Annotated in this window: 15 protein-coding genes and 1 other RNA gene; 11 read left to right on the top strand and 5 right to left on the bottom strand. The window is 50.1% G+C overall.

From position 1 onward, the window contains the following. Positions 1 to 10: 10 nt before the first annotated feature. The 3 genes from SIB41_RS05470 (at position 11) to SIB41_RS05460 (ending at position 2,986) form a co-directional block, all read left to right on the top strand. On the top strand, positions 11 to 856 hold the full coding sequence (locus SIB41_RS05470) for a TIGR04168 family protein (protein ID WP_413361416.1): 846 nt from the start codon (positions 11 to 13) through the stop codon (positions 854 to 856). Next, positions 850 to 1,926 (top strand): hypothetical protein, encoded by a 1,077-nt coding sequence (locus SIB41_RS05465; RefSeq protein ID WP_413361065.1) that lies wholly within the window; start codon positions 850 to 852, stop codon positions 1,924 to 1,926. The genes SIB41_RS05470 and SIB41_RS05465 overlap by 7 nt, the downstream gene beginning before the upstream one ends. Positions 1,927 to 2,203: 277 nt before the next feature. Then, on the top strand, positions 2,204 to 2,986 hold the full coding sequence (locus SIB41_RS05460; protein WP_413361063.1) for an endolysin: 783 nt from the start codon (positions 2,204 to 2,206) through the stop codon (positions 2,984 to 2,986). Between the two features lie 12 nt (positions 2,987 to 2,998). On the opposite strand, the gene SIB41_RS05455 is transcribed toward SIB41_RS05460, so the two are convergent. Continuing rightward, positions 2,999 to 3,808 carry a TPM domain-containing protein gene (locus tag SIB41_RS05455; protein ID WP_413361060.1) on the bottom strand — a complete coding sequence of 270 codons (810 nt, stop codon included), beginning with the start codon at positions 3,806 to 3,808 and terminating at the stop codon, positions 2,999 to 3,001. Positions 3,809 to 3,839: 31 nt separating this feature from the next. Here SIB41_RS05455 and SIB41_RS05450 point away from each other — a divergent pair, with 31 nt between their 5' ends. Then, complete coding sequence (locus SIB41_RS05450) at positions 3,840 to 5,057, top strand: class I SAM-dependent methyltransferase (RefSeq protein ID WP_413361058.1); 1,218 nt, start codon at positions 3,840 to 3,842, stop codon at positions 5,055 to 5,057. Here SIB41_RS05450 and aroB read toward each other — a convergent pair. Next, positions 5,050 to 6,168: a 3-dehydroquinate synthase gene (gene aroB / locus SIB41_RS05445; RefSeq protein ID WP_063415063.1), complete on the bottom strand. Its 1,119-nt coding sequence runs from the start codon at positions 6,166 to 6,168 to the stop codon at positions 5,050 to 5,052. The genes SIB41_RS05450 and aroB overlap by 8 nt on opposite strands. 84 nt (positions 6,169 to 6,252) lie before the next feature. Between aroB and SIB41_RS05440 the strand changes: the two genes are divergently transcribed. The 3 genes from SIB41_RS05440 (at position 6,253) to ssrS (ending at position 8,590) form a co-directional block, all read left to right on the top strand. After that, positions 6,253 to 7,161 carry a carbohydrate ABC transporter permease gene (locus SIB41_RS05440; RefSeq protein WP_063415307.1) on the top strand — a complete coding sequence of 303 codons (909 nt, stop codon included), beginning with the start codon at positions 6,253 to 6,255 and terminating at the stop codon, positions 7,159 to 7,161. Positions 7,162 to 7,218: 57 nt separating this feature from the next. After that, positions 7,219 to 8,400: a 5-(carboxyamino)imidazole ribonucleotide synthase gene (locus SIB41_RS05435; protein WP_413361056.1), complete on the top strand. Its 1,182-nt coding sequence runs from the start codon at positions 7,219 to 7,221 to the stop codon at positions 8,398 to 8,400. A 6-nt stretch (positions 8,401 to 8,406) separates the two neighbouring features. Further along, positions 8,407 to 8,590: non-coding RNA, 6S RNA (gene ssrS / locus SIB41_RS05430), on the top strand. On the opposite strand, the gene SIB41_RS05425 is transcribed toward ssrS, so the two are convergent. Both SIB41_RS05425 and clpS read right to left on the bottom strand, forming a co-directional pair. After that, positions 8,585 to 8,875: a DUF2103 domain-containing protein gene (locus SIB41_RS05425; RefSeq protein ID WP_413361414.1), complete on the bottom strand. Its 291-nt coding sequence runs from the start codon at positions 8,873 to 8,875 to the stop codon at positions 8,585 to 8,587. The two genes, ssrS and SIB41_RS05425, sit on opposite strands and share 6 nt — an antisense overlap. A 501-nt stretch (positions 8,876 to 9,376) precedes the next feature. Then, entirely contained in the window at positions 9,377 to 9,673 is a 297-nt protein-coding gene (gene clpS, locus SIB41_RS05420; RefSeq protein WP_011130051.1) for an ATP-dependent Clp protease adapter ClpS, read from the bottom strand. A 72-nt stretch (positions 9,674 to 9,745) separates the two neighbouring features. Here clpS and petN point away from each other — a divergent pair, with 72 nt between their 5' ends. The 3 genes from petN (at position 9,746) to SIB41_RS05405 (ending at position 11,493) form a co-directional block, all read left to right on the top strand. Then, on the top strand, positions 9,746 to 9,847 hold the full coding sequence (gene petN / locus SIB41_RS05415; RefSeq protein ID WP_006041398.1) for a cytochrome b6-f complex subunit PetN: 102 nt from the start codon (positions 9,746 to 9,748) through the stop codon (positions 9,845 to 9,847). A gap of 1 nt (position 9,848) precedes the next feature. After that, positions 9,849 to 10,001, top strand: a complete 153-nt coding sequence (locus SIB41_RS05410; protein ID WP_167523912.1) for a hypothetical protein — start codon at positions 9,849 to 9,851, stop codon at positions 9,999 to 10,001. Positions 10,002 to 10,212: 211 nt separating this feature from the next. After that, on the top strand, positions 10,213 to 11,493 hold the full coding sequence (locus SIB41_RS05405; protein ID WP_413361054.1) for a hypothetical protein: 1,281 nt from the start codon (positions 10,213 to 10,215) through the stop codon (positions 11,491 to 11,493). Here SIB41_RS05405 and psb29 read toward each other — a convergent pair. Then, positions 11,460 to 12,188 carry a photosystem II biogenesis protein Psp29 gene (gene psb29 / locus SIB41_RS05400; protein ID WP_413361412.1) on the bottom strand — a complete coding sequence of 243 codons (729 nt, stop codon included), beginning with the start codon at positions 12,186 to 12,188 and terminating at the stop codon, positions 11,460 to 11,462. The genes SIB41_RS05405 and psb29 overlap by 34 nt on opposite strands. A 58-nt stretch (positions 12,189 to 12,246) precedes the next feature. Between psb29 and clpP the strand changes: the two genes are divergently transcribed. Continuing rightward, positions 12,247 to 12,861 (top strand): ATP-dependent Clp endopeptidase proteolytic subunit ClpP, encoded by a 615-nt coding sequence (clpP, locus tag SIB41_RS05395; protein WP_071818070.1) that lies wholly within the window; start codon positions 12,247 to 12,249, stop codon positions 12,859 to 12,861. Positions 12,862 to 13,039 lie beyond the last annotated feature (178 nt).

The following is a 13,039-nucleotide window of genomic DNA, read 5'->3' as shown; positions in this document are numbered from 1 at the left end:
GAGCCTCGCCATTGTTGGAGACCTCCATGGTGTATGGACACCTGATGATCAGAACTTACTGACTGAACTTCAGCCAGATGCTGTGTTGTTTGTAGGTGATCTCAGCGAAGGTGATCTCAAGTTGGTCAAAGCAATACAACAGCTTGCTCTGCCGACAGCTGTCATTCTTGGTAATCATGACCACGGACGTGATCACAGCGGCGCAGTCCTCAGACGTCAATTGACCTTATTGGGCGACCGTCATTGCGGTTGGAGTTTGCGCCAATGGCAGTTTCCACCGATTGCTGTCGTTGGGGCTCGCCCTTGTAGTGCTGGTGGTGGCTTTCACCTCGCCAAAGCCGTTCAGGCGGTTTTTGGCCCGATGTCGGTCATTGAATCTGCTGACCGGATTGAGGCCGCTGCAAAGCAGGCACCATCCCAATGGCCCTTAGTGATATTGGCTCATTCCGGTCCGACGGGCCTCGGCTCTGATGCTCAGAGCCCTTGTGGTCGCGATTGGAAAGTTCCCGCTCTCGATTGGGGCGATCAGGATCTTGCGATGGCCCTTGATCGGATCCGTAAGCATCGTTTGCCAGATCTGGTTGTCTTTGGCCACATGCATCATGAACTCAAACGCGGAACAGGTTTGAGGCAAACATGTGTTCAGGATCGCTTTGGCACTGTCTTTCTCAATGCTGCTTGTGTACCGCGGCGTGGAAGTGATTCCTCTGGTCGTCAGTTGTGTCACTTTTCCTGGGTCGAGTTCCTTGATGGAAAGCTCAGTCAGGTGAGCCACCGTTGGTTTCTTCCAGATTCATCCTTGGCCTATGAACAGATTCTTTTTGAAAGAGCAACACCATTGGTGACACAGTGCTGATTTACCTCTGCTTGAGCAGCCATGGCTATGGCCATGCAGCACGCCAGGCAGCTGTTCTTATAGAACTGCATCGTCTTCAGCCGCAATGGCGATTCGTAGTGAGTACGGATGTGGACTTCCAATTCCTCAACCTTGCGCTGCAAGGTGTCCCTTTCGAACACCGCAAACTGCGCTGGGATGTGGGCATGGTTCAGGCGAATGCCTTAGCCATTGACCAAATGGCCACTCTCAAGGCTTTGCAGGAACTTGAACAACACATTCCTGCCCAAATTGCGGCTGAGGTCTCTTGGATTCAGTCTCAACAGATGTCGGTGCTTGTACTTGCTGACATTCCACCTGCTGCTGCTGAGTTGGCTGATCAGCTTGGTGTTCCTTTGGTATGGATGGGCAACTTTGGTTGGGATGAGATCTACGCCCCTCTAGGAGATTCTTTTCTTACCCACGCTGAAGCTGCGTCAGCTGAATACTCACGTGGGCAGAAGTTGTTACGTTGCCCATTCTCACTTGCAATGGACTGGGGGCTACCTGAACAGAGCCTGGGCATAACTGCGTCCTCACCTCGTTCACTACCGCTAGGACTCCAGCAGAAACTTGAATCTTTTCAAGGTCCAATCGTGATGGTGGGATTTGGCGGGCTGGGTTTGGCACTCGACTCAGAGTTGTTCCAACGCTGGCCTGATCACCTCTTTTTGATGCCCAAACCACGATCTGTTGACACTTTTCTGAGAAGGCAATCACCTGACAATGTTTTGTATCTACCCAGGTCAATTCGAGTTGTCGATGCTCTTCCTTACTGCTCTAGGCACCTTGGGAAGCCTGGTTACAGCAGTTTCTGTGAAGCCATCAGCTTGGGTGTCGGCCTTCATGTGGTTCTTCGAGAAGGCTTTGCAGAATCGGTAGCACTGATCAACGGCTTACAAAGCCATGCAGCCCATCGGCTGCTTGAGCGCGAGGCCCTCGAGCTTGGAGAATGGGAGTTAGATCAACCCCTGATACCAGCTTCTCAGCAACCGCTGGCTGTCGATGGATCCGTGGAGGCAGCAAGTGCTGTAGTTGAACTGGTCTCTTAATCAGAATTACTAATCAAAAATCTTAGATCGTTCAATATGCACAACGCTGATTCTTCAACTTGGATTTCAGCGATCTTTGGGCCCAACTCAACCATTGCCGCATGTGGACGATCCTCGCACCGGCACACGAGGGCTGTCCCTTTGGGTCAGCTTCGTCAAAGTCAACCCGATTATTAAATAATTTGGTTTAATAGTCACCCTTGGTTCATCGGCAGCTCCCATTCGCTTCTGGGAATTGCCCAAACCTTCCCCCATCCCAAGGGTTTTTATTCTCTGAATGCAAAGAATGATCGCTCCCGCATCGACTGTCTATCGTCTTCTATCAGCAGTCGCAGCTGGTTTTCTCCCTTTCTCAATAGCAGCTGGAGCAGCGCAAGCAACCAATACCCATATCCATATCCCTCTCCCTCCTTCACTTCCATCTCTTGAGCTAACAGCACGTTCCCAGTCGCTAAGTAATCCAGAACAGGTTCCCTCAGCGGCATTGCCATATGTGATCACCCCGGAGCGGCGGGCCCTTCTCAACACCATTCGCTTTGCCGAAGGTACTTGGAAGAATGGGCATGACCTTGGTTATCGAGTGATGTTTGGTGGAGGTCTCATGGCCTCATTAGATCGTCATCCCAATCGAGTCATTTACTCCTCTCGATATGCAAGTGCTGCAGCAGGGGCTTATCAATTCATGCCTTTTACCTGGGACATGGTGACCCGCAGTCTTGGTTTGCGTGGTTTTGGTCCAGAAGTTCAGGATCAGGGAGCTCTCTTTCTTGTTCAACGTCGCAAGGCTTTAGGTCTTACCGATTCAGGGTTTATGACCCCTCTATTAGCAGCAAAACTTGCGCCTGAATGGGCTTCATTCCCCACTCTGAGCGGCAGGAGTTACTACGGCCAGCCTGTCAAACGCTTTTCTAGCTTGCTTGGTTTCTACAAGTTCAACTTGGCGCAGCTCAGGTCGATCAGGGATCAGCGCCGTCAAGATCTTGCTGCACCTGGTAATGACGCAGCTAGGAGACCTGTCTGCAAACCCCCCACAATTCTTTGCAGCATTCAAAGTCGCTGATATCAATTGAAGCTAAGGCTCTGACTCTCGCTTTTGCCTACCCCCCAATGTTGCTTGAGCAATAACGTATGCCGCTACAGCTCCTCCCAAAAAGCCCAGCCCGTTGCGAAGGAGTGGTAGAAGATCGCTAGTTCGCGACACGACAGGGGCAATCCCGAAGATTCCAAACAACATGATCCATAGCGGGGAAGCGAGCAATAACCAAGGCCAAGCGATCAGTTCACCTTCTTTCCTGGGGTAGGAAGCAAAGCCAGCAACCAAACCACCAAGTAGCGATGTGGTGAATGTCAACAACCATTGCTCCAATGGCAGCCCAGGGACAAATTGACAACCACCTCGATCCAAACAGGTTTCTACGGCATTGAGTGAATCGAGGATTGCGATGTCCTCGCCATGATCCTTCACGTAAAACTGGTTCCCATAGCGGGTTTGCAGCTCTACCCAGTAGGTACGAGGCATTAGTGCATATAACGCATCACCCACGTTGAAGTTGAGCAGATTTCCACCGCGTGGGTCGGCGACAATCAGCAAACTACGTTCATCAAGCCCCCAGTACTCTCGAACTGCAAGCCCAGGAGTTCGTTCGTACTGGGTCAGTACACGTAATTTCCAGCCTGTTCTCGTCTCATAGTCGTCTAGTGATTTTTCCAGGTTGGTGAGTTGCTTTTCGCTGAAGACCTTCGCCAGATCAACCACTGGTGTTTGCTGCTGGGGAAGGAGTTCAGGATTGTCGTAGGCGTAAACCGATCCTGCGCAACAAAGCAAGCAAAATAACCATGCCAACAGGTTTTTCAAGATTTTTCGCCTCTGATGTGCTCCCATGGGCCTGTTTCAGTGACAGGCATTCTCTCGAATGGATCTCTGCTCTGTGCCTTGTCCAGCTTGGTTGGTCAACCGAATAGTTCAGGCTGGAGGGAGCATCAGCTTCCATCAATACATGGACTGGGCCTTGCATGACCAAGTCTATGGGGCCTATGCCTCCGGTCAGCTTCGTATTGGTCGTCAGGGTGATTTCGCGACTTCTCCTTCCTTAGGAGCTGACTTTGCCCAACTTTTGGCCATACAACTGGTTGATTGGTTCCAGCAACTTCAGCAGCGTGTTGACAAGGGAAAGTCTTTATCGTTGATAGAGGTGGGGCCTGGTGAAGGCGATTTAAGTGCTGATCTGATCTCAGCCCTGGAGGATCTGTGCCCAGCGCTGATACCAAGACTGGAGCTGGTTTTGGTGGAGAGCAATAAGGCCATGGCCTTACGACAACGAGAGCGACTGAAATCTGTCACCAGTGTGCCGATTCACTGGCGAAGTCTTAATGAGTTGGCTCAAGCTCCCGCTATCGGCGTGATGCTTGCTCATGAAATGTTGGATGCTCTGCCGGTGGAGCGGTTGGTGTGGCGCGATCAACGTCTATGGCGGCAGGGTGTTTGTCTTGAGAACGTCGATTCGGTTGCTCATCTTCGCTTCACTGAGCTTTCTCTTACAGACGCTTTGCATTCAGCTTTAACTGAGGCCCGAATGTGTTTGGGCATTCAGATCCCCCCTCCTGATGCTGCTGATGGTTGGTGCAGTGAATGGCATGGTGAACTGAAATCGTGGTTGAGTCAGGCAGCCTCTGCTCTGCTTTGCGGCCCCTTACTTGTCATCGACTATGCCCTCGAGGCCCGTCGTTATTACAGCGCGATGAGACCCTGCGGAACTCTGATGGCTTATCGCCAGCAGAGAGCTAGTGGTGCATTGCTTCAAGATCCCGGTCGGTGGGATCTCACTGCACATCTGTGTCTCGAAACTCTTCAACTCCAGGCCGAACAGCAGGGTTGGACCTTTCTCGGTGAGTCTCGACAGGGGCAAGCACTCTTGGCACTTGGCTTGGCAGAGAGGCTTCATGCTCTCCAAAGTCTTCCTACCAGTCAGCTCTCTGCTGCCCTCAATAGAAGGGAAGCACTGTTGCGTCTTGTTGATCCAGTCGGCTTGGGAGAGTTTCGTTGGTTGGCTTTTGAGTTGAGGCCCAAACCATCTCTTGATGCTGAGGTCGGTGAACTTCGCTGCCGGTTCCTAGAGGACCCAGTTAGCTGAGCTCTGATAGGCATTTTCGGATTTCTTCTCTGCTTACGTCATTTTTGATTTCGACGTTGCCAATGCCGGTGGGAATCACAAAGCGAAGCTTTCCATCTTTGACCTTCTTATCCCCTTGCAGGGTATACAGCACCTCCTCTGGATCTAGCTTGGGCCAAGCAATCGGCAGCCCTGCCTTTGCGATCAGCGACTTTTGCCTGTTGGCATCATCCCTGCTCCAGCTCTGTCGCAACACCGCCAGCTCCCCAACCGCCACCATGCCGATGGCGACAGCTTCACCATGCAGCCAGGTTCCATAGCCACAGAGGGTTTCCACCACATGCCCGAAGGTGTGCCCGTAGTTAAGGATGGCGCGCAGCCCGCCCTCTCGTTCATCTGAGCTCACCACTCTCGACTTCGCGAGTGCTGAACGTTCGAGAATTTTCTCCAGAAGGTCTTGATGGAGTTGTGATGGTGTGTCTAGTTCTTGAATGCCTTCTAGGAGTTGAAAAAGTGCTGAATCACCGATCACCCCGTATTTGATCACTTCGGCCATCCCTGCCCGGAATTCACGTTCTGGCAATGTTTTCAGAGTTGAGGGATCGATTAATACAAGCCTTGGTTGGTGAAATGCTCCGATCAGATTTTTTCCGCCCGGGTGATTGACGCCTGTCTTGCCACCAATCGCGGCATCCACCATTGCCAGAAGGGTTGTAGGAAGTTGCACCACCGAGATACCTCTTAGCCAAGTCGCTGCTGCAAATCCAGTCATGTCGCCCACGACCCCACCGCCAAGAGCAACCATCAAGGATCCTCTTTCTAGCTTTGCTTCATAGGCTGCATCGTGAATTAACGCCACGCTCACTGGCGTCTTTTGATCTTCTCCGGCCTCGATCACCAGCAGAGTGGGCCTGAAACCGCTCTCCTTAAGGCTTTGGAGGCAAAGATCACCATATGGCTCAGCAACATCAGCATTGCTTACAACCAATACCTTGATTCCCTCTTTCAGCCCAGCACGGCGAAGCTCCTTACCAACACCCCGCAAGCCTTCCCCCCCAATGACCACCTCGTAGGGCTGGTGGCTCAGTGCTACTGGGATGCGTTGGGCGTCGATATTCACGAAAGCGGACATGAAAGAGCAAGTCTGCTGATCTCAGTTTGCCGGGTGGCATCAAACGCTCCCACGTAATCTCCTGTCAGTACAGGCATTGTGGTGATGGCTGGTCCTCTGTTTCGGGGATTAAGACAGTCTTGGCGGACCACTCTTGTGGCATGGGTATTCCTCTTGCCTGCGCTCGTCCTACTCAGCTTGTCGGTGCTGATACCAGCGCTGATGGCTCTTTTGATGAGCTTCACCAAAACAGGTCTGGACGTTACAGACCCCCTTGTCTTTGTGGGTTTGGCCAACCTGCGACGTCTTGCTGGTGATCCGATGTTTTTTAAGGTGCTGATCAATACTTTGATCTACCTGGTTGGGGTGGTTCCACCGATTGTTTTGGGTTCTCTTGCATTGGCGGTGTTGTTGAACCGTTCCTTACCAGGTATTCATTTTTTACGCGGTGCGTTCTATACACCCGTGCTCGTGTCGATTGTGGTTGCGGCCATCGCATTCCGTTGGCTTTATGCAGAGAACGGTCTTATCAATGGCTGGCTTTCCGCCTTTGTTGGCACAGATTTCGTGCCGATTGGCTTTCTCACGAATCCATTCTTGGCACTCCCGGCAGTGATGCTTGTAACCCTGTGGAAGGGGCTTGGTTATTACATGGTGATATTTCTTGCTGGCCTCCAAGGAATTCCTAAAGAGCTTTATGAGGCAGCCGAACTTGATGGTAGTGATGGCTTGCGCAAACACATCGACATCACACTGCCGTTGTTGCGGCCTTACGTAACCTTGGTTGCGGTGGTTTCATCGATTGCGGCCACAAAAGTGTTCGAAGAAGTGTTCTTGATGACTCAGGGGGGACCCGCCGACACCACTCGAACCCTTGTCTACTACGTTTACGACCAGGCTTTTGCTGAGCTTGAGATCAGTTATGCCTGCACGGTGGGCTTGGCGCTTTTCCTTTTGGTCCTGTTGCTCACTGCTGTGCGTTTGGCCTTTGCTGGTGATCAGGGCTTGCTCTGAAATCTCAATTTTGTTGGGATGCAATGCTTGCAGGATTGCGTGGTTGATTCTCTCTGCATGAGCAGCGTTCAAAGCCCAATGATTGGGGTCGTCGGTGGTGGTCAGTTGGCTCAGATGTTGGCGCAAGCAGCAAAAAGCCGCGCTGTGGATGTTGTCGTGCAGTCTGGATCTGCAATCGATCCCGCTGCTGTTGAAGCAACTCGACTTGTCTTGGCCGACCCAGTGGATGTAGAAGCTACTGGCAAGCTCGTGCAGGGGTGTTGTGGCGTCACGTTTGAGAACGAATGGGTCGATATTGAAGCTCTGATTCCCCTTGAACAACAAGGGGTGTGTTTTTTTCCGTCTCTTACTGCGCTTGCTCCATTGGTCGACAAAATCTCGCAGCGTCAGTTGCTTCGTGATCTAGATCTTCCTAGCCCTGATTGGACTTTGCTGAGTTCGATTTCTTTTGCTCAGCCAGAGCTTCCTAGGGAGTGGAACTTTCCGGTGATGGCCAAGTCAAGTCGGTGGGGATATGACGGCAAAGGAACCAAGGTTCTCAAGAGTGTCGAGGATTTATCGCAACTTCTGCGCTCAGTGGATCCAACTCAATGGCTGCTTGAGAGCTGGGTGCCGTTCGAAAAGGAATTAGCCATTGTTGTTAGTCGAGATGCTCAGGGCCGTGTTCGTAGCCTGCCTCTTGCTGAGACTCATCAGTTCCAACAGGTGTGTGATTGGGTGATTGCACCTGCGAGTGTTGATCATGCTGTGGAAATGATGGCCTACAACATGGCAGCGTCTCTTCTAACAGAGCTCAATTACGTGGGCGTGCTTGCTGTTGAATTTTTCTACGGACCAGACGGACTACAGGTCAATGAAGTTGCACCTCGCACTCATAATTCCGCACATTTTTCGATCGAAGCCTGCAGCAGCAGCCAGTTTGATCAACAACTTTGTATCGCGGCGGGCTTGCCAGTGCCTGAAACCCATCTCCATGCACCTGGCGCATTAATGGTAAATCTTCTAGGTTTGCAAAAAGGGGGTGAGTCCTCTCTAGATGAGCGCCTAGCGAAGCTGCGCAGTTGTGATCGCTTCCATTTGCACTGGTATGGAAAAGATTGTGAAACTCCAGGCCGCAAGCTCGGTCATGTGACCGTGCTGCTTAATGGTGTTGATGCGCCCAGCCGTCAGCTCGAGGCGGAAACTGCCTTAAAGCACATTCGCTCAATTTGGCCGACGCAGGACACCGTTTGCGCTTAAATTCTGCTTGAACTGCTGTGTTGGTGACGGCCTTTTTCTAGTGCTCTGATCTGACTCTCTTTCGATTTGGGGAGGCTGTCGTGAAGGTGACGTAGACCGGACTTGCTTCCGGAAACGAAGCCCCACTTTGCTTCCCCTTCTGGTTCTTCCAGGTCGAACACTGGGGCTCGCACGGCATGGCGGTTCACCTCTTTTGAACGCCTGGACGACTGTGATTAAGTCGTTTCAATAATGCCCCTTCGTCCAATTTTGTGACAACAAAAACCTCCTGAGCTGAGCTGCCAAGTCTGGCAACCAGTTTGAAACCACCCTTGATCGGCGTTGTAATTCTCAGGCGAAGTTCTGGACAATGACCTTTGACGCGTCGGATGACGGCTGGTGTAATCGTTTGAATGTTCTTCTCCTCTGCAAGGGCCTTCAACCATGGAATTAGACCCTCTACGTAGGTGCTGTGCGTGATTACAACTCGACCCATCGCAACTTTTTCGTGTAATTGATCGAAACTAGCCAAAGTTTCATGGTGAAAGCAGCTCTGTCTAAGAGGCGATACTTAAATCCTATATTTTTCCTTGCGGTGGTTTCGATCCCAAGTATCTACTTTTGCTCCCAGGTCAAGGCCCTCCCTGCAAGGTTCATGACGAATAGATTCACGCGTTGTCTATCCACCCTGGCGAGGTTGTGTTCAATGTTCCCCAGAGGGGTCTAACCCTTTTTCTTTGTAATTGTTGATGGAAGTTGAACTGTCTATGTTCAATAGGCTGTCGATCCTTTTCATTTTGTAGCAGGATCTGTTCCTTTTAAGTTGATTAATCGTGATTTTTATATTAACTCTTCAAAGATTTCGTTCAATGCACATTCACCTAGGCATTGAGCGCTGAATGTTTTTGCCGTTGCTGCTCGAAAAGCCTTTTGTCAGTCTTGCAAAAAGCAACAAGATCATTGTGCTGTATTGAAGGTTGATCAGCTTTGCCTTGTTTCAGCACCGTTCAAGTGGTGCCATTGTTAGCCCCTCCCCAGACAGTTGCTGGTGGTAGAGCTCGGCCTGCTCAAGTGGACCACACCAGACCTCTGCTGAACCTTGACCGTCGATTTGATGCGCAAGATTCCAGGCCCTCTCCTCGCTCATGCCTGGAATGATCCTTCGCAGACAATCAACGACGTGCTGAAAGGTGTTTACATCATCGTTGAGCACGATCACTCGAGCTTGTGGATACCTCTGAGTTTGCTTGGCACGTTCAAGAAGTGGCGTAGTACCAGGAGTCGCGAACGTCATGACTGATGAAGGCTTTGACGTGTAAAATGGTTGAAGCCTTACCAGGCTAAGTCAATCTGATTTGCGTCTTCTATGTTGTTCACTCTCGCCTGGGCCTCACTGGCGGCTGTGTTCAGTTTCTCTATCGCCATGGTCGTGTGGGGACGTAATGGCGACGGTACACTGAACTTCTGAGGTGCCTGAGGCTTTCCAAAGCCTAGGGAGCAATCAGCTTCTCGCCGGAGCAGCTGTCATCCTTTTGGCCTTTGTGACCATTTCGGTTATTTATCTTTCAGTCGTTGATCGGCTAGATCGTCGTCGTCGCAAAAAGACAAATGAGAAAGTTTGATCCCCAGCTGCCATAGGTAAAGGGCGATTGGATGTCTCAGCATTCCCTAGGCCTCTTAAGGCTGAAGAAGATTGTCTACATCCCTTGTCGCTTTCCTGTAAGTTCGGCTGGAATTTGCTCGCTGCTTTTAATCCCAACGATCGTTCTCCTGCTTTTAAAGGGGCATTTGTCATCTAGCCGCACAGAACGGTTAGGGACATTTGCTCGCTTGATGACAGAGATGACTTTGATCCAGAGTTTTCGAGGAGATCCGCAAGGCCAAGCCCCGCGTCTATGGCAGGACCGTCTTGGCATGAACCTGGCCAAGGATCTTTGGCGACGTCAGGGTCGGGGTCTCTGGTGGCAGGCGTGGGCAAATGATGGCGAGGCTTATTTGCTTTTGCCAGAGATCCTTTGGCCGATGAGTGTTAATTCAAGCATTGCTTTTAAGCGTCTTGATGATGTGGTTGTCATCGCTTCAGATGGCTTGCATCGTCAACAGCTACTTCAAAGCTTTGGTGAAGGGTTTGTCCATTCTTCTGCTGCTCAATCGTCTTTACAGCGTTTTTGCAATTCTGTTCTACAAGATGGGCCAGCGGTGAGCTGGAGTCCCGATGGCTTGGCTTCAGTGAGTGGAGCAATGGCACCTCTTTTGCAGATTTCACGTTATGGATGTTTGTCACTGCGATTGGATCGTAATCAACTCAAATGGCAAGGAGTTGTTGGTTATCGCCCTTTTGGTTTGGCTCCAGTTGGCATTGATGCCAGCCCTTTTCAGTATCGCCCTATGGCGATCAAATCGCCAGGTAGACCTGATTCAGATCAGGCTCTCCTGAATATGCAAGTGAAGAGTATGGACTTGCTTTTTGGCAGTTTGCTTTCTAAGCAGATTATTCAGGATTCCCTTGATAAGAACTATGGCATTAATCAGCAATTAGGGTTGAGACTCGCATCGTTACCACTTGATCTTAGCTTAGCCAAGCAACGTAAAGGGCCTTTTCAAGCCAGCATTCAAATCCAACTTGATCTACCAGAGGGCTCCTCACGATGGCAACCAGTTATCGATACTGTTAGTCAACGTCTGGAAGCACGAAACTTCATTAAAGAAGATAACTCTGTTGTCAAAAATGATCAAAATACTGATGCTGACTTCTCTGGACTTACGCTCTGGAGACAACCTCGCTCGGATGGTGAGAGAGTTGTTGGTGGATGGGTTTGGCAAAAACAAAATGGAAAACCTACTCGTTTTGGTATTGCTATTGGCGACTCACCACTGCTCACTGAGATCTCTAATAAAACTATCAACCTAGTCCATCCTGATGTTATGGAAATGTCCGCTGATACAGCTGGATTGTATCGTTTAGGTTTACTTAATGGATCCTGGCCAGCCCCAGTTAAACAGGCTAAGTTGTTAACGACGAACTTAAGTTATTTGCGGGGTGCCAAACTCAAAAAAACAGACTGGTGGTGGTTGTCAGGTCAGCTGATATTGGAACAAGCTTCAACCCCCTGAGACATTTGCTCTGATGATCCAGTGTTGAGTTTTGCAGATTCATTTTGTTCCCGTTTGCGACGTTCAGATTCTAGAATTTGTTCAGTTAGTTCTACAGCCTGGGCCATCTTCTCGAGGTTGGACTTGTAGAGGTTCAGATCTTTTTCAACTCTGGCTTTGGATAATCCAACTGATTCACTTAGTTCATGGGCGATTTGGCTTAGTTTTTCGGGATCAGGGGATTCATCACCTTGGGCAGATGCGAGAAGGCTGAGCAACCCCACGGCCATTAGGCGTGAGTAATGAAAAGTGGTGCTACCAGTATTACGCAATGCCTTGGCGAGAGCTTCAGGAGCCCCTTTGCCTTGTTGTTGGATCCATTCTTGGACCTCCTCAAGATCGTGACCTCGGACCGACTCAAGTGTTTGTTGGGCCTGCTTGCGCAAAGCATTTGGATCGAAGCCGCAGCTTCGACATAGGGCATCGAACAAGGTCTTGATGTGAGCTTCTGGTCGGTAACCACGCGTGAAGACATCAAAAACTTGGCTAAGGCCAATAGCAAAGAGTGCGTCTGGGTGGAAATGCTTCTGGTGGCTCAGGAGATGCAGCTCGACAAGAAGTTCATCGGTTGTACGTCTGTACAGCGAGGGGATGACATGAGGGAAATCATGATTAAACGCACGTTTGCTGTCAGCAATGGTCTTTCGGTCACTCAAGTGCTTGGCCCGACCTTTTCGCACCTGACCATAGCGCTGCTACGGCGCCGTTAAGATCGTGAAAACCGAGCAGAGCAGCATGATCCCGATTGTGATTGAAGAGTCGGGCCGCGGGGAAAGGGCCTTCGATATTTATTCGCGCCTTTTGCGTGAACGGATCATCTTTCTTGGCGAGCCTGTGACAAGTGATTCGGCAAATCGAATTGTCGCTCAGATGTTGTTCTTGGAGGCGGAAGATCCTGAAAAAGATATCTATTTGTATATCAATTCACCAGGAGGTTCAGTATATGATGGCCTCGGAATATTTGACACAATGCAGCATGTCAAGCCAGATGTTCAAACAGTATGTGTAGGGCTTGCAGCAAGTATGGGAGCGTTCCTCCTCTGCGCTGGGGCAATGGGTAAACGCAGCAGTTTGCAACATTCTAGAATTATGATTCATCAGCCGCTTGGTGGAGCCAGAGGGCAAGCGAGTGATATTCGTATTCAGGCTGATGAGATTCTCTTCCTAAAGGATCGATTGAACCGAGTATTAGCAGATCGTACAGGTCAACCTCTAGAGAGAATTCAAGAAGATACCGATCGAGATTTTTTCATGTCTCCTGCAGAAGCTGTTGGCTATGGACTTGTCGATAGTGTGATCGATAAGCGTCCGGTTCATTCAGTCAATTGACAAGGCTGCCTTTTGATAGGTAAGCATTGCAAGCCAAAAGAGTTTCTAATAGATAGTTATCAATCCATTAATCCTGAAGGAACTGATTGACTTGTTTGTAATTACGAAAATATTTATCCAGCTTAATCTTGGTGTCAAAATTGTTTTTATTCTAAAATTAAAGATTAAATCTTAAAGC

The organism is Prochlorococcus sp. MIT 1201 (assembly GCF_047303415.1).
In the GTDB taxonomy this organism is placed as follows: Bacteria; Cyanobacteriota; Cyanobacteriia; order PCC-6307; family Cyanobiaceae; genus Prochlorococcus; species Prochlorococcus marinus_D.
Note: the sequence above shows the minus strand (reverse complement) of the source record. Positions and strands in the feature narration are given on the sequence as shown.